The organism is Pseudomonas triticifolii, assembly GCF_014358015.1.
Lineage (GTDB): Bacteria > Pseudomonadota > Gammaproteobacteria > Pseudomonadales > Pseudomonadaceae > Aquipseudomonas > Aquipseudomonas triticifolii.
Genome location: NZ_JACONV010000005.1, coordinates 180,245 through 200,449 on the forward strand (window position 1 = coordinate 180,245; position 20,205 = coordinate 200,449).

General features: G+C 62.6%; 8 protein-coding genes. 3 read left to right on the forward strand and 5 right to left on the reverse strand.

All coding sequences use genetic code 11. The features are described 5' to 3' along the window. Window positions 1-6: 6 nt before the first annotated feature. The 4 genes from H8S56_RS11045 to H8S56_RS11060 are packed head-to-tail and all read right to left on the reverse strand — an operon-like array spanning window position 7 to window position 4,641. Window positions 7-471 (reverse strand): response regulator, encoded by a 465-nt coding sequence (locus tag H8S56_RS11045; protein ID WP_024688810.1) that lies wholly within the window; start codon window positions 469-471, stop codon window positions 7-9. Beyond that, on the reverse strand, window positions 468-2,795 hold the full coding sequence (locus H8S56_RS11050; protein WP_187518647.1) for an ATP-binding protein: 2,328 nt from the start codon (window positions 2,793-2,795) through the stop codon (window positions 468-470). Before H8S56_RS11050 ends, H8S56_RS11045 begins: the two co-directional genes overlap by 4 nt. Beyond that, the gene (locus tag H8S56_RS11055) at window positions 2,792-3,460 is read right to left on the reverse strand and encodes a response regulator (protein ID WP_187518648.1); all 669 of its coding nucleotides are present in this window, start codon (window positions 3,458-3,460) and stop codon (window positions 2,792-2,794) included. The genes H8S56_RS11050 and H8S56_RS11055 overlap by 4 nt, the downstream gene beginning before the upstream one ends. Further along, window positions 3,457-4,641: a sensor histidine kinase gene (locus H8S56_RS11060; RefSeq protein WP_187518649.1), complete on the reverse strand. Its 1,185-nt coding sequence runs from the start codon at window positions 4,639-4,641 to the stop codon at window positions 3,457-3,459. The genes H8S56_RS11055 and H8S56_RS11060 overlap by 4 nt, the downstream gene beginning before the upstream one ends. 197 nt (window positions 4,642-4,838) lie before the next feature. On the opposite strand from H8S56_RS11060, the gene H8S56_RS11065 reads away from it, so the two are divergent. Beyond that, window positions 4,839-5,366 carry an SgcJ/EcaC family oxidoreductase gene (locus tag H8S56_RS11065; RefSeq protein ID WP_024688806.1) on the forward strand — a complete coding sequence of 176 codons (528 nt, stop codon included), beginning with the start codon at window positions 4,839-4,841 and terminating at the stop codon, window positions 5,364-5,366. A gap of 68 nt (window positions 5,367-5,434) precedes the next feature. On the opposite strand, the gene H8S56_RS11070 is transcribed toward H8S56_RS11065, so the two are convergent. Next, entirely contained in the window at window positions 5,435-5,971 is a 537-nt protein-coding gene (locus H8S56_RS11070; protein ID WP_024688805.1) for an RNA polymerase factor sigma-70, read from the reverse strand. Window positions 5,972-6,293: 322 nt separating this feature from the next. Here H8S56_RS11070 and H8S56_RS11075 point away from each other — a divergent pair, with 322 nt between their 5' ends. Together H8S56_RS11075 and H8S56_RS11080 are read left to right on the forward strand one after the other, a co-directional pair. Continuing rightward, window positions 6,294-7,052, forward strand: a complete 759-nt coding sequence (locus H8S56_RS11075; protein ID WP_187518650.1) for a thioesterase II family protein — start codon at window positions 6,294-6,296, stop codon at window positions 7,050-7,052. Window positions 7,053-7,146: 94 nt separating this feature from the next. Continuing rightward, a complete protein-coding gene (locus tag H8S56_RS11080; protein WP_214654055.1) occupies window positions 7,147-20,166 on the forward strand; it encodes a non-ribosomal peptide synthetase in 13,020 nt (4,339 codons plus the stop codon). The last annotated feature ends 39 nt before the right edge of the window (window positions 20,167-20,205 follow it).

The following is a 20,205-nucleotide window of genomic DNA, read 5'->3' on the forward strand; positions in this document are numbered from 1 at the left end:
AGCCGCTTATTGCTGTGCCAGCGAACGCGGCTGGCGCAGTAATTCGATATGTTCTGGCGGCACCAGTTTGCGCAGCGTTTTGTACAGCGCTCGCGTCTCCAGCAGATTCCAGATACGCAGCATGGTTTCCAGAGCGTCCAGCGGCTTGCTGATGAAGTCACGTGCGCCCAGTGCCAGTGCGCGCAGACGCGTATCGCGGGTGGCATCGGCAGTCAGCACCATAATCGGTACGTAGTCGTTGGCCGGAATGCGTCGGCCCAGTTGTTCCAGCACGGCAAACCCGTCGAACTCAGGCATGTGCAGATCGAGAATGACCAGGTCCGGTTCGAAACTGTTGAACAGATCCAGCGTGCGCAAGGGTTCGGTGCTGCTCAGCACGTTGTTCAGGCCTTCACGAGCGAGCAGTTGCTCCATCAGTTCAAGATTGGGACGCTGGTCATCGATGATCAGGATGCGAAAGTCTCCAGTCATGTCGGCTCCGGTAAGTATTGATCCAGATACGCCAGAAAGGCAGGCACCTGAATGGGTTTGGTCAGAATGGCGGTCGCACCGGCCTCTTGCAGCGCTCTTTGAACGGTGTCGCTGGCATCGGCGGTGATCATCAGAATGGGCGTGCGAGCCGTTGCGGGCAGACGACGTAGCCGCTGCAGCACCTCCAGTCCCTGAAGGTCCGGCAGGTTCATGTCCAGCAGGATCAGTTGAGGGGAATGTTGCCTGGCCAGGTCCAGGCCCAGTTGCCCCTGCATGCTGGACAGCAGCTGAATGCCGGGCCTGCGTTGCAGCAGTGTTTCGATCAGGGCCATGCTCGACAGGTTGTCTTCGATGCACAGCACCTTGCCATGATAATCCGGTCGGGCAGGGGATTTGAGGGTGGGCAGCCTGTCGGTTTGTCGCGGCAGGGGCGCAGGCGTTGCCTGGACCTGTGCCCGAGGCAGCATCAGGGTAAAGCGGCTGCCCTGTCCGGGCGCGGTTTTCACCAGAAGCTGGCCCTGCATCATTTCCAGCATGCTTTTGCTCAGGGCCAGACCCAACCCGGTCCCTTCGACATTCGGATCCGCGCCCAGGCGCTCGAACGGTTTGAACAGTTGATCGATACGCTCAGGGGCGATGCCATGCCCGGTGTCCACGACGGTTACGGCGATTTGATCTTCCCGCTGTTCGACCTCCAGATGGACCTGCCCGCCAGGCGTGTTGTACTTGATGGCATTGGACAGCAGGTTCAGCAACACCTGGATCAAGCGCTGGCGGTCAGCGACCACGCCGAGTTCATCGGACAGAGGCGGCAGTTCGACCAGGCGGATGCTGCCATCGGCCGCCATCGGCGAAACCAGCACCAGCGCTTCTTGAAGAACAGCTGAAAGGCGCACCGGTTCAAGGCTCAGAGACAGATGTCCCGCTTCGATCCGGGCAATGTCCAGCACTTCGTTGATCAGCTTCAGCAAATGCTGACCGGCACGCAGGATATGCCCGACCTGGGGTCTCTGGCTGGCCGGCGAGTCCATGTCCAGCAACTGGGCGAACCCCAGGATCGAGTTCAGCGGCGTGCGCAATTCGTGGCTCATGCGCGACAGAAACTCGCTCTTGGCCCGGCTGGCACGTTCGGCTTCTTCGCGGGCGGTGCCCAGAGCAATCTCGGCGGCGCGACGGTCGGTGATGTCACGCGTGATCTTGGAAAAACCACGCAACGCGTTGCTACCGTCGTACTGTGCCGTAATCACCACGCTGGCCCAGAAGCGGCTGCCGTCCTTGCGGCAGCGCCAGCCTTCTTCCATGTAATGCCCTTCGACAGTGGCTAGATGCAGTGCCATGTCCGGGTGCTGCGGGCATTCCTGCGGTTGATAGAAAACCGAAAAGTGCTGGCCGATGATTTCCTGCTCGGTATAGCCCTTGATGCGCTCGGCACCGGTGTTCCACGACGTGATGTAGCCATGCTTGTCCAGCGCGAAAATGCCGTAGTCCTTTACTCCTTCGATGATGAGGCGCAGGCGCTCCTCGTTTTCACGCAGGGCGCGCTCGCGCTCGGCGAGCAACTGACCGGCCTCGACCAGTCGGGTGCTTAACTGACCGATTTCATCTTTTTCAGGGGGTTGCGGCTGCAGCGGCTGGCCAAGCGCAAGGCGCTGCGCGTTGCGTTGTACTTGCTGAACCCGGGTCACGATGCCTCTGGAGAGCATCAATACGGCCAGAATGGCGCCGAACAGTCCGCAGGCGGCCGCCAGCAAGGTAGAGAACATCAGTCGTTCGCGAGTGGCGGCGGCAGCGGCGGTACGTTCGGCCAGCAGCGTGTCTTCGCGCTCGCGCATGATGCTGATCCGTTCACGCAATTGATCCAGGACGTACTTGTTCTCGATCAGGATGCGCGTAATGGTTTCCGGTGCCTGAAGACTGAGCGTCTGCAGCTTTGCCAGACCATCCGCCTTGGCATGGATCAGCGGGTCTATCGCCATCAGGTATCTGCGCATCTGTTCGTCCTGAATGTTGGCGTCCAGGCGCACCAGTGCGGCGTCGATCAACGGCTGTGCATTCAGATAGGCGGGCAGGAAGTCAGCCTGACGGGTCAGCAGGTAGCCGCGCACGCTGGCGGCCGCTTCGGCGATCTGGGTGTGCACAGTCTGGATATCGCCCTGGACCAGCAGCACACGGCGTACATCCTCTTCGGCCTGCGCAGTCTGGCGTTCGGCATGGTAGATCAGGGCCAATGAAGACATCAGCACCACCAGCGGCATGGAAATCGCCAGAAGTGCCTTGCCGCGCAACGGCAGATCCTGCCAACGGCTGGTGGTCAGTTCGCTCATCGCCAGTCGCCTGGTGCCTGAGAGACCAGACCCAATGCCACGCCTCTGACGGCGGCCTGGGTGCGGTCGGACGCGCCCAGCTTGCCGATCACTTTTTCGACGTGAGCCTTGGCAGTGCCGGTGGTGATGCCGAGTTTTTCGCCGATCTCCCGGTTGCTGAATCCTCCCGCGACCAGCCCGAGAACCTGCCGCTCACGGGGTGTCAGGGCTTCGGGCAGGGCGTTGCCACTGGTATTGCGTTCGGTCATGCGTCTGAGCAGGCGCGCACTGACGCTGCTGTTGAGGGCCTCTTCGCCACGCGCCACGCGTTGCAGGCTGGCGATGACTTCGTCGCGGCTGGCGTCTTTGAGCAGATAGCCTACGGCACCGGCGCTGATGGCGGCTTCCAGATGATCGGTGCTGTCGTCCATGGTGAAAATCACCACCTTGAGCTTCGGCATGCGCTGCTGCAGAAGCCGCGCTGCGCCCAGCCCGTTGAGTACAGGCATGCGGATGTCGAGGATCGCGATATCCGGTTGCAACGCCTCGCACAGTTCGACAGCCCTCTGGCCGTCGGCCGCCTGGCCGACCACCTCGAACTCAGGATGGCCCGCCAGCAGCGAGACGAACCCGGTACGGGTCACTTCATGATCGTCCGCCAGGACCAGTCGCAGGGTGTCAGTCATGAGGTTGCCTTGTCAGCAGTGAAAGGGACGGTGGCGCGCAGTCGTGTACCGCAATCGGGGCGGCTGACGCAAGTCAGGCGACCTCCCAGCAGGCTGGCACGTTCCTGCATCGCGACCAGTCCCAGTTTCTGAATACCGGTGCCGTCGGGTCTCTGATCGGCCGCAAAACCCCGGCCATTGTCTTCGAGCAACAGCGAAACCGTGCTGTCACTGATTTCCAGCGCCAGTTCTACGCTACCTGCGCCTGAATGCTTGAGCACATTGTTGATGCCTTCCTGGGCAATACGGAACAGACCGATCTCCAGGTGACTGGGCAGGCGAGCCATCGAGCGGGTGCTCCAGTGCACGGCAATCCCGCCTTCGCGCAGCCGGTCCGCCTCTTTGTCGACGGCCTGAAGCAGGCCGAAATCATCCAGTACGGTCGGTCGCAGGCCACTGATCAATTGTCGGCCTTCGCCCACGCAGTGCTGGGCCAGGGTCAGAATGGCCTGCAGATCAACGTTCAGCGATTCGGGCAGCTCCGGGCAACGACCTGCAAAACCCTGCAGGCGCTGGTGCAGACCGGCGAGCGTCTGGGCCAGACCGTCGTGCAGGTCATAGGCCATGCGCTTGCGCTCGTCTTCCTGCGCGGTGAACAACTGATGCACCAGCTCGGACATCGTCCGCTCGCGCGCGACCAGCGCTTCGAGCAACCGATTGTTCTCCAGATGCGCGGCCAGCAGCGTCGCCAGCAGTTGCAGCGACTCGATGTCCTCGTTGTCCGGGGCGTTGATCCCTACGCTGTTGGCCAGCAGCAGCGTTCCGAACGCACCTTCGTCGGCACCGCGCAGCGGCAGCATCAGAACGCTGGGCAGCAGGGCGTCCGACAGGTCCAGCCACTGTGGACCGACGGCCAGCGCGTCGGCGACCTTGTCCATCGAGCTCAGGCGTTCCTTGCTGCCATGGCTGGCGGTGATACGCACCACGCTGTCGGCGTTCCATTCCAGCAACAGGCCGTGGTCCATGGCCACGAAAGCGCAGGCCCGTTGCAGTACGCGCTTGCGCATGGCTTCGGGCGGTAACTGGGTCAGCTCCTGACCGGTGTCCACCAACAGTCGCAGGCGCGCGGCGCGGCTTTGCGACTGGCGATACTGCGTACGGATCGCCAGGGCGCTTGCCGGATCATGAGGTGGGCTTTGCATGCGTAGAGCTCCAGCGGGAAATAATGCGCGCGCGAGCACATCAGAAGTGACGCTATTAAAGCGCGGATGGTGAGTCAGCGCCTATCTGCCGATTGGCATACATAAATAGCCCCGTTCGGCCGATGGCGCACTCAGGGATTCACGGCAAATTGGCAACCACTGAATCCCTGAACAGATCACCCCGTAGGAGAGTTGCGATGAAAGTGAAATTGACCGCCCTGGCCATGTTGTTTGCAGTGAGTGCCCCCATGGTTCAGGCCGCTGCCGAGCCTGCGGGCGGCTACACGTACCGTATGGTGGCCGAGCAGCCAAGCAACGTGAACGACAAGGAAATTGCAGGCCTGTTCGACCGCTGGAACAAGGCCCTGAAGACCGGTAACTCGCAGACGGTATTGTCCATGTACACAAAGGATGCGGTGTTGCAGCCTACCGTCTCGAACAAGGTGCGGGCCACCCCGGCCGAGATCAAGGACTATTTCGATCACTTCCTGACCCTCAAGCCGGTCGGTGAGATCAACTACCGGGAAATCCGCCGCCTGGGTCCGGATGCAGCCGTGGACAGCGGTGTCTACACCTTCACCCTGACGGCTGCCGATGGTAAACAAAGCAAGGTCCAGGCGCGGTACACCTTCCTGTACCACCGCGTCGGTAATGAGTGGAAGATCCTCAACCACCACTCTTCGGCCATGCCGGAAGTGCAGCCTGAGTATCAGGTCAGCCGCTGATAAAAACGTGTTGCGCTGAAACGAAAAATCCGGAGCCCTGGCTCCGGATTTTTTTTGTCCTGAAACGCTCAGGCTTCGGTTCGCACGCCGTTTACCTTGCGGCAGTGGATCAATGCATCGCGAATCATGAAATTGACCAGCGTCGGCGAAACGCCCAGTTCCTTGGCAATGTCCTTTTGCGGCACACCGTGCAACCGGTACATCTCGAAGGCATAGCGCGTGCGCGCTGGCAGTTCGGACAGGGCGTCGGCGATCTTCTCAAGGCTTGAGAAATTGATGTGCGACGTTTCCGGTGAGGCCCCCTGAATCACCACATTCAACCCTTCGGCCTCGGGGCCGGTGTATTTCTGCTCCAGCGCCTGCTTGCGGTAGTGATCGATGGCCAGATTGCGCACGATCTGAAACAGATAGCTGAGCTGAGCCTTGAACGTCAAGCTCGTCTGGGGCGCGGAACGCAGCCTGAAAAAGGCGTCCTGAACCACGTCTTCGGCACGCGACCGGCAACCCACGATGCGTGCTGCGATCTTGACCAGCAGCAGATAGTTGTCGACAAAAACCTGGAGTAAAGGTGAGTCGCACTTGCTTGTGAACACTTGTTCCGTCATGGAATTCACCTTGCTACACATTCATTGAAGGGGGCGGCTTTGTGAGTCGCGCCATCACGTGGGGCGATAAATTAGTCTTAATGATAATTATTGTCAAATGCGAAAGCGCATCAGCGCACTTAAAGGGGGCGGCGGTGATCAACGCGCTCGCCGACCGTGCAAGGCGCCCAGATGCGACTAATTATTTCCTGAGACCATCCGTTCTCCTTGATGACAGGCTCGCCCACGATTGCGGCCATGCAATGCATCAGGAGAACACCATGCGTTTCCATCGCGCGCATCGCAGCGTTTACCCCGGATCCAGTGGACGGACGGTCCTGATATGAGCAGCACCGTCACCATGAAGCTGTTTTGCCTACCGTATTCCGGCGCCAGCGCCATGTTCTACAGCCCCTGGCGGCGCAAGCTGCCTGAATGGTTGAGCGTGCGTCCTCTGGAGCTTCCGGGCCGGGGAATGCGCATGGGCGAGCCGCTGCAGACCGATATTGCACAACTGGCCGGTTGTCTGGCCGATGAAATCGCGGCTGAACTGGACACGCCGTATGCGCTGTTCGGGCACAGCCTGGGCGGCTTGCTGGCCTTCGAACTGGCGCATGCCTTGCGCGCTCGCGGGCTGCCTGCGCCGCTGGCCCTGTTTACGTCAGCCACGGCAGGGCCGGTGCGGCGCGACGTGAGCGACTATGCCGTTGCCAAGACGGATGCGCAGTTGGTCGACCGGCTACGTACGCTCAACGGCACCAGCGAAAGCGTCATCGCCAATGACGAGCTCATGCAGTTGATGCTGCCGATCCTGCGCGCCGACTTTCTGCTGTGCGGCAGCTTTGTCTATGGCGAGCGCGAGCCGCTGGACATTCCTGTTCACGTGTTCGGCGGCAAGCAGGACAGTGTCAGCGTCGAGGAGCTGCTCGACTGGCAAGACGACGCCGCGACGGGTTTTTCGCTGGACATGTTCGAGGGCCACCACTTTTACCTGATCGATGAACAGGCTCAATTGCTCCGCCATCTGCGGCGTTACGCCGAACAGCACCTGACCCGATGGCGCAACAGCGCTGCGCGGTTCCGGGCCCGCGCAGCCGGTTGAAGCTCGCTCGCCCGACGCGTCGCTGACCCTGCGACGCGCTTTCTTTTGACACCCAGACCCGCTCTGGCAAGCCGAATCCAGCAGGAACCTCATCATGGACGCGTTCGAACTCCCCGACACTCTGGCCCAGGCGCTGCAACGTCGCGCCGCAAAAACGCCTGACCAACTGGCGCTGCGTTTTCTCATCGACGAAAACAGTCAGGGTCTGGTGTTGACCTACCGTGATCTGGACCTGCGTGCACGCACCATCGCAGCAGCCCTCAAGCGCGAGGCAACGCCGGGAGATCGCGCTGTTCTGCTGTTCCACAGCGGGCCGGACTACGTGGCGGCGTTCTTCGGTTGCCTGTATGCCGGTGTCATTGCGGTGCCGGCTTACCCGCCGGAATCCAATCGCCGTCATCATCAGGAGCGTCTGCTGTCGATCATCGCCGACGCCGAGCCGCGTGTGCTGCTGACCGGTTCCGACCTGCAATCGGCCTTGCTGCAAATGGATGAACTGGCGGCGGTCGATGCGCCGCACCTGCTGTGTGTCGACACTCTGGACAGCACCCTGGCCGAAGGCTGGCAAGGGCCCGAGTTGCAGGGCAACGATATCGCGTTTCTGCAGTACACCTCCGGCTCGACCGCCTTGCCCAAGGGCGTGCAGGTGACCCACGGCAATCTGGTGGCCAACGAACTGCTGATTCGCCACGGCTTCGGTATCGACCTCAACCCTGACGATGTCATCGTCAGCTGGCTGCCGCTCTACCACGACATGGGCCTGATCGGCGGCCTGCTGCAACCGATTTTCAGTGGCGTACCTTGCGTGCTGATGGCCCCGGCGTATTTTTTGACGCGTCCGTTGCGCTGGCTGCAAGCAATCAGCGAGTACGGCGGCACCATCAGCGGCGGGCCGGACTTTGCCTACCAGTTGTGCAGCGCACGGGTCAGCGATTCGGCGCTGGAACGTCTGGACCTGAGCCGCTGGCGCGTCGCGTATTCCGGCTCCGAGCCGATCCGTCAGGACAGCCTCGACGCGTTCGCTGACACGTTCGCTCGTTGCGGCTTCACGCCTGACAGCTTCATGGCGTCCTACGGGCTGGCCGAGGCGACCCTCTACGTGGCCGGTGGCAAGCGCGGCAACGGTATTCCTTCCCTGCGCCTGGACGAAGCGGCGCTGGCCTGCAATGTCGTGGAGTTGGGCGAGGGCAGTCCGGTGATGAGTTGCGGCACGGGGCAGCCGGGGCATGGCGTGCTGATCGCAGATCCGAATACCTTGCAGGTGCTGGGCGAAAACCTCGTCGGTGAAGTCTGGGCCAAAGGTCCGAGTATCGCCCATGGCTACTGGCGCAACCCGCAAGCGACGGCGAAAACGTTCGTCGAACATGATGGCGAGACCTGGCTGCGCACAGGCGACCTGGGTTTTCAACGCCACGGCGAGCTGTACATCACCGGCCGCTTGAAAGACATGCTGATCGTGCGTGGTCAGAACCTGTATCCGCAGGACATCGAGAAAGTCGTCGAACGTGACGTCGATGTGGTGCGCAAAGGGCGTGTTGCTGCGTTTGCCGTCGCCCAGGCGGGCATCGAAGGCATCGGCATTGCGGCAGAGGTAAGTCGCAGCGTACAGAAAATCCTGTCGCCCGAAGCGTTGATCAAGGTGATTCGCCAGGCCGTGGCCGAGGCGTTTCAGGAAGCGCCGAGTGTCGTGGTGCTGCTTAACCCGGGCGCGTTGCCCAAGACCTCCAGCGGCAAACTGCAACGCTCCGCCTGCCGTACGCGTCTGGTCGATGGCAGCCTCGACAGCTACGCCGTGTTTCCTGACAGCAGCTCGAATCAACCGGCGCGGGTTCAAGCTACCGGCTCCGAACTGCTGGCGAACGTGTCGAGTGTCTGGTGCGAGCAGTTGCAGCGCGAGCACATCAGCGCAGATGACCACTTCTTCCTGCTGGGCGGCAACTCGATTGCCGCGACTCAGGTGGTGGCGAGGCTGCGTGAGGTGCTGGGCATCGACCTGAGCCTGCGCCTGCTGTTCGAAGCGCCAACCCTGGGTGCTTTTGTTGCGCAGGTCGAAGCGCTGCAACTCGCTGCACAGCAGGGCGACGCGTCCAGCGAAAACGTCATCACCCGCCTGCCGGGCAACGAACAGTTGCCGCAGTCGCTGGCACAGAACCGTTTGTGGTTTGTCTGGCAACTGGACCCGCACAGCAGCGCTTACACCATTCCCGGCGGTCTGCATTTGCGTGGCGAGCTGGACCGTACGGCGGTGCGCGACAGTTTCCAGCGTCTCGTCGAGCGCCATGAGTCGCTGCGTACCCACTTCTATGAACAGGACGGGGTTGCGTTGCAACGCATCGACCCGGCCGGCGAGTTTCAGTTACAGGTCGTGGACGTCAGTGACCTGTCTGGCGACGAGCGTCAGACCCGTGCGCGGGCGATTCGCGAAGAGCAGGCACGCTTGCCGTTCGACCTGCAAAACGGCCCGCTGCTGCGCGTGACGCTGGTGCAACTGGATGACGAAGAACATCAACTGCTGGTGACGTTACACCACATCATCGCCGACGGCTGGTCGCTGAATGTGCTGATCGACGAGTTCTCGCGTCTGTACGCTGCCGCTGTGCACGGGCAGTCGATTGAACTGGCTCCGCTGGCGCTGCGTTATGCCGACTATGGTCAGTGGCAGCGCGAGTGGCTGGCGCGTGGCGAGGCCGAGCGCCAGCTCGATTACTGGAAGCAGCAACTGGGCGACGAACAGCCAGTGCTTGCGCTGAACACGGATCATCCGCGCTCCTCGCGCCAGCGGCACAGTGCTGAGCGCTACAGCCTGCGCCTGAGTGCCGAATTGAGCGCCGCCGTGCGCAACACCGCGCAAGCCTGGCAAGCGACGCCGTTCATGCTGTTGCTGGCCAGTTTCCAGACCCTGCTGCATCGCTACAGCGGACACACTGACATTCGCATCGGCGTGCCCGGTGCAAACCGTCCGCGTCATGAAACCCAAGGCATGATCGGCTTCTTCATCAACACGCTGGTGTTGCGCGCACAGCTCGATTCGCGCCAGCCGTTCTCGGCGCTGCTGGCCCAGACCCGTCAGACAGCGCTGGGTGCCCAGGCCCACCAGGACGTGCCTTTCAATCAGTTGGTCGAAGCCTTCCCGCAGTCTCGCGAGCATGGTTTGTTTCAGGTCATGTTCAACCATCAACAGCGCGACCTGAGTGCCTTGCGCCGCTTGCCGGGATTGTTGGCCGACGAGTTGCCGTGGCACAGCCGTGAGGCCAAATTCGACCTGCAACTGCACAGCGAAGAAGACAAGAACGGTCGCCTGACCTTGTCGTTCGACTACGCCGACGAGTTGTTCGAGCGCGACACCATCCTGCGCATGGCCCGGCACTATGTGAGCGTGCTCACTCAGGTCAGCCAGCAGGCGCAAATCGCGCTGGGCGATCTGCAATTGCTCGACGAGAACGAGCAGATGCAACAGGCTCAATGGAGCGCTGCGCCGTGTGCACCGGCGACCCGCTGGTTGCCGGAACAGCTCAACCAACAGGCGCGCCAGACCCCGGAGCGTATTGCGCTGATGTGGGAGGGTGGCAGTCTCGACTTCGCCGGCCTGCATACCCAGGCCAACCGTCTGGCGCATTACCTGCGCGACAAGGGTGTCGGCCCGGACATCAAGGTCGCCATTGCCGCCGAGCGCTCGCCGCAACTGATGATTGGGCTGTTGGCGATTCTCAAGGCCGGTGGCGCCTACGTGCCGCTGGACCCGGATTACCCGACCGAGCGTCTGGCCTACATGCTTGCTGACAGCGGCGTCGATCTGCTGTTGACCCAGAGCCATCTGCTGGGGGATCTGCCGAGCGCCGAGGGCGTTTGCACCGTGGCGATGGACACCCTGAATCTGGAAAGCTGGCCGGTCAGCGCGCCGAGCCTGAACGTGCAGGGCGATAACCTCGCCTACGTGATCTATACCTCCGGTTCCACCGGGCAACCCAAGGGCGTCGGCAACACCCACGCGGCGTTGGCCGAGCGTCTGCAATGGATGCAGGCGACCTACGCGCTGGATGACAGCGACGTGCTGATGCAGAAAGCCCCGATCAGCTTCGACGTGTCGGTATGGGAGTGTTTCTGGCCACTGATCACCGGATGCCGTCTGCTGTTGGCCGCTCCCGGCGAACACCGTGACCCGCATCGCATTGCGCAGCTGGTCAAGGACTACGGCGTCACCACGCTGCATTTCGTACCGCCGCTGTTGCAACTGTTCATCGACGAGCCGCTCACCCGGCAGTGCAGCAGCTTGCGTCGGCTGTTCTCCGGTGGCGAAGCGCTGTCTGGCGAGCTGCGCGACCGGGTGTTGGAGCAACTGCCGAACGTGCAATTGCACAACCGCTATGGCCCGACTGAAACCGCTATCAACGTGACCCACTGGCAGTGTCAGCGGGCTGACGGTGAACGCTCACCGATTGGCCGTCCTCTGGGTAACGTGTTGTGTCGGGTGCTGGACAGCGAGCTCAATCCAGTACCGCAAGGCGTTGCCGGGGAGCTGTGCATTGGCGGCATCGGTCTGGCGCGGGGTTATCTGGGGCGCCCGGCGCTGACCGCTGAACGTTTTGTGGCCGATCCCATGGGCGAGGCGGGCGAGCGGCTGTATCGCACGGGCGACCGGGTACGCTGGGCCGCCGACGGTTCGCTCGAATACCTGGGCCGTCTCGATCAGCAGGTGAAGCTGCGCGGCTTCAGGGTCGAGCCTCAGGAAATCGAAGCGCGTCTGCTGGCTCAACCAGGCATTGGTCACGCCGCTGTGCTGGTGCGCGAAACCATCGCCGGTCCGCAACTGATCGGCTATTACACCGCCGCGCTGCAACACGAAAGCGAAGCTGAACAGGCTGAACGCATCAAATCTGCTCTGGCGCTGGAGCTGCCGGATTACATGGTCCCCGCGCAGTTGGTGTGCCTGGACAGCATGCCCCTGAGCCCAAGTGGCAAGCTGGATCGTCGCGCCTTGCCCGAACCACAATGGCAGACTCGTGAGCATGTCGAGCCGCAGTCGGCGCTGCAAAAACAGATCGCCGCTATTTGGCGCGAGGTACTGGGCGTGCCGCGTGTGGGGCTGCGTGACGACTTCTTCGCGCTGGGCGGTCACTCCTTGCTGGCCACCCAGATCATCTCGCGCGTGCGTCAGGCCTGCGACATCGACCTGCCGCTGCGCACGCTGTTCGAATCCAGTGAACTGGGCGCTTTCGCCGAGCAGGTTGAACGCATTCAGGCATCCGGCGTGCGTGGCAGCTTGCAACCGATCGCCCCTGTCGACCGCAGCCAGCCGGTGCCGTTGTCCTATTCGCAGCAACGCATGTGGTTCCTCTGGCAGATGGAGCCGGACAGCCCGGCCTATAACGTCGGCGGCATGGCGCGCTTGAACGGCGTGCTGGATATCGAGCGTTTCGACGCCGCGTTGCAAGCGCTGATCCTGCGCCACGAAACCCTGCGCACCACGTTTCCGAGCGTCTATGGCGTGGCGTGTCAGAAAGTTTCGCAACAGACCGGCCTGCAGCTGCGCTGGGAGGACATGTCTGCGCTGCCTGCCGATGTTCGTCAGCAGCGGCTCCAGGCGTTGGCCGACAGCGAGGCGCATCAGCCTTTCGATCTGGAAAGCGGACCGCTGCTGCGGGCCTGTCTGGTCCGGGCCGGAGAGCTGGAGCACTACTTCGTCCTGACCCTGCACCACATCGTCACCGAAGGCTGGGCGATGGACATTTTCGCGCGCGAACTGGGGCTGCTGTACGAGGCGTTCCTTGAAGGCAAACCTTCGCCGCTGGAGCCGCTGGCGGTCCAGTACCTGGATTACAGCGTCTGGCAGCGTCAGTGGATGGAAGCGGGCGAGCGCCAGCGCCAACTGGATTACTGGACGGCGCAACTGGGCAACGAGCATCCGTTGCTGGAGCTGCCCAGTGACCGTCCACGTCCGCCGGTGCAGAGCCATCAGGGCGAGTTGTACCGTTTTGATCTGCAGCCCGGTCTGGCGGCAAAAGTGCGCGCGTTCAATGCGCAGAACGGCCTGACCCTGTTCATGACCATGACCGCCACGCTGGCGGTGCTGCTCTACCGCTACAGTGGCCAGACCGACCTGCGGATCGGCGCACCGGTGGCCAATCGGATTCGCCCGGAAAGCGAAGGCCTGATCGGTGCCTTCCTTAATACCCAGGTGCTGCGCGTACAGCTCGACGGGCAGATGAGTGTGGCGCAGTTGTTCGAACAGGTCAGGCACACCGTCATCGAAGGCCAGTCGCATCAGGACTTGCCGTTCGACCATCTGGTCGAAGCCCTGCAACCGCCACGCAGCGCGGCCTACAACCCGCTGTTCCAGGTGATGTGCAACGTGCAGCGCTGGGAATTCCAGCAGAGCCGTGAGCTGGCCGGAATGACGGTCGACTACCTGGTCAACGATGCGCGAGCGACCAAGTTCGACCTCAACCTGGAAGTGACCGAGCTGGATCATCGTCTGGGTTGCTGCCTGACCTACAGCACCGACCTGTTCGACGAGCCACGCATCGCCCGAATGGCTGGGCACTGGCTGAATCTGCTGCAAGCCCTGCTGGAGGATCCGCAGCAACGCCTCAGCGAACTGCCGCTGTTGCAGGAGGCCGAGCGTCAACAATTGCTCGACAACCTCAGCGTCGAAGCGGGCGAGCAACGTCTGGATCAGTGCATTCATGAGCTGTTCGCCGAGCAGGCACGCCTGCGCCCGAACGCGCCAGCCCTGACCTTTGCCGGCGAAACCCTGAGCTACGCCGAGCTGGACAGCCGGGCCAATCAACTGGCCTGGATGCTGCGCGAGCGCGGGGTCGGGCCGCAGGTCCGTGTGGGCCTGGCGCTGGAGCGTTCGCTGGAAATGGTGGTCGGCCTGTTGGCGATCCTCAAGGCCGGTGGCGCTTACGTGCCGCTGGACCCTGAGTATCCGCTGGAGCGCCTGCAGTACATGATCGACGACAGCGGTGTGGGTTTGCTGTTGAGCGACCGTGCGCTGTTTGCTGCCCTCGGCGAGTTGCCGGAAGGCGTGGCACGCTGGTGTCTGGAAGACGACGTGCCGCTGCTGACGGCTTATCCGCAAGGCGAACTGCCGTTCATCAGCCTGCCGCAGCATCAGGCATACCTGATCTACACATCGGGCTCGACGGGCAAGCCTAAAGGCGTAGTCGTGTCCCATGGCGAAATCGCCATGCATTGCCAGGCGGTGATCCGCCGCTTCGACATGCAGCCTGACGACTGCGAGCTGCATTTCTATTCGATCAACTTCGATGCGGCCACCGAGCGCCTGCTGGTGCCTTTGCTCAGCGGCGCACGTGTGGTGTTGCGTGCTCAGGGGCAGTGGGACGCGGAAGACATCTGCGCCCTGATCCGCGATCAGCAGGTGAACATTCTCGGTTTCACGCCCAGCTATGGCAGCCAGTTGGCGCAATGGCTGGCGACCCAGGGCCAGACCCTGCCGGTGCGCATGTGCATCACGGGCGGCGAGGCGCTGACCGGCGAGCATCTGCATCGCATTCGTGCGGTGTTCCAGCCTGAACTGTTCTTCAACGCCTACGGCCCGACCGAAACCGTGGTCATGCCGCTGGCCAGTCTTGCCCCGCAGCAGTTGCCGGAAGGTGAAGCGAGCGTGCCGATCGGTCGCGTGGTCGGGGCGCGGGTTGCTTACATTCTCGATGCCGATCTGGCGCTGGTGCCGCAGGGCGCGAGTGGCGAGTTGTACATCGGTGGTCCGGGTCTGGCGCAGGGTTATCACCAGCGTCCGGGCATGACGGCCGAGCGCTTTGTGGCTGATTCGTTTGCCGGGCAGGGCGGGCGTCTGTATCGCACCGGCGATCTGGTGCGCCAGCGCGCCGATGGTCTGGTCGAATACCTGGGGCGCATCGACCATCAGGTGAAAATCCGTGGCTTCCGCATCGAACTGGGCGAAATCGAGACCCGTCTGCTGGAACACGAAGGTGTGCGCGAGGCCGTGGTGCTGGCGCTGGACACGCCGTCCGGCAAGCAACTGGCTGGCTATGTGGTCAGCGAAGTGGCCGCGCAGGGTGACGAGCAGCAGACGCATCTGCGCGAATCGCTCAAGTCGCACCTCAAGGCGCAATTGCCAGACTACATGGTGCCTGCGCACCTGATCCTGCTGGACAGCATGCCGCTGACGGCTAACGGAAAGCTCGACCGCCGCGCCTTGCCCGCGCCTGACCCGGAACTCAACCGCCAGCAGTACGTGGCTCCGGTCAGCGACCTTGAGCAGCAACTGGCAGCCATCTGGTGCGCGGTGCTGAACGTGACGCAGGTGGGGCTCAACGACAACTTCTTCGAGCTGGGCGGGGATTCGATCCTGTCCATCCAGGTGGTCAGTCGGGCGCGTCAGGCCGGTATTTATTTCACACCACGTGATCTGTTTCAGCATCAGACCGTATATACCCTCGCAGCTGTGGCAACGACTCAGGAATTGATCAAGGCCGAACAGGGTCTGGTGACCGGCGAATCGGGCTTCACGCCGATTCAGCACTGGTTCTTTGACACACCGATTCCTACGCGTCAGCACTGGAATCAGGCGTTGGTGCTGGAGCCTGTTACCCGGCTGGATGCACCAACGCTGGAACTCGCGCTGCGCGCCGTGCTGGAACAGCATGACGCACTCAGGTTGGGATTTGCGGAGCAAGACGGTCGCTGGACAGCCGTGCATCGTGCCTCGAACCCGCAGGATGCGTTGGTGGTTCAGGCGCAGGTGGCGGACCTGGGTGAGTGCGTCGAGTTGTTCGAGCAGGCTCAGCGCAGCCTGGATTTACAGAACGGTCCGCTGTTGCGTGCCGTGCTGGTGGATGGGCCGCAAGGTCAGCAACGCCTGTTGGTGGTTATTCACCACCTGGTTGTCGATGGCGTGTCGTGGCGCGTGTTGCTCGATGACGTGCAGACGGCGTATCGGCAGCTCAATGAGGCCGTGCCGGTTCGCCTGCCGGCCAAGACCAGTGCCTTCCGGGACTGGGCGAGTCGCCTGCAGGCCTACGCCGGCAGCGAGTCGTTGCGTGAAGAGCTTCAATGGTGGCAGCGCCAGCTCAGCGGTCCGAGCGCCGCGTTGCCGGGCCATGCCCTGCAGGGCGGTCAGCAGAATCGTCACGCCCGAACCGTCAGCGTACGATTGGACTCCCGTAGTACCCGGCACCTGCTGCAACAGGCGCCGAGCGCCTACCGGACCCAGGTTAACGACTTGCTGCTGACCGCATTGGCGCGAGTAGTGTGTCGCTGGAGCGGTCAGGCCTCGACCCTGATTCAACTCGAAGGCCACGGCCGCGAAACCCTGTTCGACGACATTGACTTGACCCGCACCGTGGGCTGGTTCACCAGTGCATATCCGTTACGCCTGACGCCGGTCCTCGACCACGCGGAGCCGGGCGAATCGATCAAGGCGATCAAGGAACAACTGCGTCAGGTCCCGCACAAGGGGCTGGGTTACGGCGTGCTGCGTTACCTCGCCGATGACAGCAGCCGCTTTGCCATGCAGGCCTTGCCCGTCGCCCCGATTACCTTCAACTACCTGGGCCAGTTCGATCAGAGCTTCGACGGCGATGCGTTGTTCCGGCCGCTGGAGACGTCAGCCGGTGCGGCCCATGATCCGCATGCGCCGTTGCCCAACGAGCTGAGCATTGACAGTCAAGTGTATGGCGGTGAGCTGGTGCTGCGCTGGACCTTCAGTGCCGAGCGCTTTCAGCCGGAGGCCATCGAAGCCTTGGCCCAGGACTATCTGAATCAGTTACAGGCCTTGATCACCCATTGCCTGACCGAAGGCAGCGGCGGACTGACGCCGTCGGACTTCCCGCTGGCCGAACTGGAACAGGCGCAGCTCGACGCGCTGCCAGTTCCGGCCGTCCACATCGAAGACGTCTACCCGCTGACCCCGATGCAGGAGGGCATGCTTTTGCACACCCTGCTGGAACCGGGCACAGGCCTGTATTACATGCAGGATCGCTACCGCATCAACAGCGCGCTGGACCCGCAACGTTTCGCCCAGGCCTGGCAGGCGGTGATCGCCCGTCATGAAGCGCTGCGTGCCTCGTTCTGCTGGGACATCGGCGAAACCATGCTGCAGGTGATTCACAAACCGGGCAGCACGCCCATCGATTACCTGGACTGGCGCGATGTGGCCAGCGACCAGCAGGAACCACGCTTGCAGGCGCTGCTCAAGTCCGAGCGCGAGGCCGGGTTCGATCTGCTGCGTCAGCCGCCATTCCACCTGCGCCTGATCCGCGTGGACGAGGCGCGTTACTGGTTCATGATGAGCAACCACCACATCCTCATCGATGCCTGGTGCCGCTCGCTGCTGATGAACGATTTCTTCGACATCTACACCGCGCTGGGTGAAGGCCGCGACGCGCAACTGGCCCCCGCGCCACGCTATCGCGACTATATCGGTTGGCTGCAGCGTCGAGGTCTGACGCAGGCGCGTGACTGGTGGCGACAGAACCTGGCGGGCTTCGAGCGGCCGACCCCGATTCCGAGCGACCGTCCGTTCCTGCGCGAGCACGCCGGAGACAGTGGCGGCATGGTGGTCGGCGACTGTTACACCCGTCTCGATGTGGCGGATGGCGCACGGCTGCGCGAATTGGCGCAGCAGCACCAACTGACCGTCAACACCTTTGCCCAGGCCGCGTGGGCGTTGACCCTGAGGCGTCTGAGCGGTGATCGCGATGTGGTGTTCGGTGTCACCGTGGCAGGCCGTCCGGTGGAGTTGCCGCAGATGCAGCGCACCGTCGGGCTGTTCATCAACACCATCGCGCTGCGCATCGGCATCCCCGGTGAGGACCAGCGTTGCAGCGTGCGTCAGTGGCTGAGTCAGTTGCTCGATAGCAACATGCAATTGCGCGAGTACGAATACCTGCCACTGGTGACGATTCAGGAAAACAGCGAACTGCCCAAGGGCCAGCCTCTGTTCGACAGCCTGTTCGTGTTCGAGAACGCGCCGGTGGAGGTTTCGGTGCTGGACCGCGCACAAAGCCTGAATGCCACCTCCGATTCCGGCCGTACCCACACCAATTACCCGCTGACTGCCGTCTGTTACCCCGGCGATGACCTGGGCCTGCACCTGTCCTACGACCAGCGTTACTTCGACGAAACGACCGTGCAGAACATGCTCGGCGAGTTCAAGCGCCTGCTGCTGGCGCTGGTCGAAGGCTTCCACGGCGACATGGCCGAACTGGCGCTGCTCAGCGAACAGGAGCGCGAATTTCTGCTCGATGGCTGCAACCAGAGTGAGCGGGCCTATCCGCTGGAGCGCAGCTATGTCGAACTGTTCGAGGCGCAGGTTGACGAGCATCCCGAGCGCATCGCCGTGAGCTGTCTGGAGCATATCTCCAGCTATGCCGAACTGAATGACGCGGCCAACCGACTGGGGCATGCGTTGATCAAGGCCGGGGTCGGTTTTGATCAGCCGATTGCGCTGCTGGCCGAACGCGGGCCTGAACTGCCCGGCATGATCATCGGCAGTTTCAAGGCCGGTGCCGGTTACCTGCCATTGGACCCGGCGCTGCCCAATTCACGCCTGAGCGGCATCATCGGCCAGAGCCTTACGCCGGTGCTGGTGTGCACTGAGCAGTGTCTGGAGCAGGGTCGGGCGCTGCTGGACGTGTTGCCCGAAGCCGATCGTCCGCGCTTGCTGGTATGGGAAACCGTTCAGCAGCACGAAACCGCACGGCACAACCCCGGTCGCTACAGTGCGCCGGACAACCTGGCCTACGTGATCTTCACCTCGGGCTCCACCGGGCTGCCGAAAGGGGTGATGGTCGAGCAGCGTGGCATGCTCAATAACCAGTTGAGCAAGGTGCCTTACCTGCACCTCGACGCCACCGACGTGATTGCCCAGACCGCTTCGCAAAGTTTCGACATTTCGGTGTGGCAGTTCCTTGCGGCGCTGCTGTTTGGCGCACGGGTCGATATCGTGCCCAACGACATCGCTCGCGATCCCCAGGCGCTGCTCAGGCATGTGCAGGCGCAGGGCATCAGCGTGCTGGAAAGCGTGCCGTCGCTGATCACCGGCCTGCTGGCCGAAGAACAGATAACGCTCGATGGCCTGCGCTGGATGCTGCCGACCGGCGAAGCCATGCCGCCTGAACTGGCCAGCCAATGGCTGCAACGCTACCCCGATATCGGGCTGGTCAATGCCTATGGCCCGGCCGAGTGTTCGGATGACGTGGCGTTCTTTCGGGTCGATGCCGCGTCCACACAAAGCACGTATCTGCCCATCGGCTTGCCCACCGACAACAACCGTTTATACGTGCTGGATGAGGCACTGAACCTGGTGCCGCTGGGTGCGGTGGGTGAACTGTGCGTGGCGGGCACCGGTGTCGGTCGCGGTTATGTTTGCGATCCGCGGCGTACCGTGCCGGTGTTCGTGCCCAACCCGTTCGGCGTGCCGGGCGAACGTCTGTACCGCACCGGCGATCTGGCACGCCGCCGCAGCGATGGCGTACTGGAGTACGTCGGCCGGGTCGATTATCAGGTCAAGATTCGTGGCTATCGCATCGAACTGGGGGAGATCGAAACCCGCTTGCTAGAGCATGCCGAAATACGCGAGTCGGTGGTGCTGGACATCGACGGCCCGCTGGGCAAAGTGCTTGCTGCCTACCTGGTGCCCAAGGGTGTGGTGCAAGACCCGGACGCCTTGCGCGATGACCTCAAGACCCGGCTGAAGGCCAGTCTGCCGGACTATATGGTGCCCTCGCATCTGGTGCTGTTGGAGCGGATGCCGCTGACCCCGAACGGCAAGCTGGACCGCAAGGCCCTGCCGACGCCGGACGTGAGCCTGGCGCAGCAGGATTACGTCGCGCCGCGCAGTGAAATGGAGCAGCAACTGGCGGCGATCTGGGCCGATGTGCTGAAGGTCGAGCGGGTCGGCATCACCGATAATTTCTTCGAACTGGGCGGGCATTCGTTGCTTGCGACCCAAGTGGTGACGCGTGCGCAAAAGCAGTTGCAGCGCACTGTGCCGTTGCGGGCGATGTTCGAGTTCAACACCGTGCAGGCGCTGGCGCAACATCTGGAAGGTCTGGGCGCAACGAAGGTTGACGAGCAGAAATTCGACCGGCTGGCCGACCTGATGGCGGAGCTGGAAGGGCTCTGAGCAGCCTGTCGTCGGGCCGTCGGCGCTGCGGAAGAAAAA

Bases quoted from the DNA above. Each gene is read 5' to 3' on its own strand.
- H8S56_RS11075 (WP_187518650.1), top strand. From the start codon at position 6,294: ATGAGCAGCACCGTCACCATGAAGCTGTTTTGCCTACCGTATTCCGGC.
- H8S56_RS11060 (WP_187518649.1), bottom strand. From the start codon at position 4,641: ATGCAAAGCCCACCTCATGATCCGGCAAGCGCCCTGGCGATCCGTACG.
- H8S56_RS11045 (WP_024688810.1), bottom strand. From the start codon at position 471: ATGACTGGAGACTTTCGCATCCTGATCATCGATGACCAGCGTCCCAAT.
- H8S56_RS11055 (WP_187518648.1), bottom strand. From the start codon at position 3,460: ATGACTGACACCCTGCGACTGGTCCTGGCGGACGATCATGAAGTGACC.
- H8S56_RS11080 (WP_214654055.1), top strand. From the start codon at position 7,147: ATGGACGCGTTCGAACTCCCCGACACTCTGGCCCAGGCGCTGCAACGT.
- H8S56_RS11050 (WP_187518647.1), bottom strand. From the start codon at position 2,795: ATGAGCGAACTGACCACCAGCCGTTGGCAGGATCTGCCGTTGCGCGGC.
- H8S56_RS11065 (WP_024688806.1), top strand. From the start codon at position 4,839: ATGAAAGTGAAATTGACCGCCCTGGCCATGTTGTTTGCAGTGAGTGCC.
- H8S56_RS11070 (WP_024688805.1), bottom strand. From the start codon at position 5,971: ATGACGGAACAAGTGTTCACAAGCAAGTGCGACTCACCTTTACTCCAG.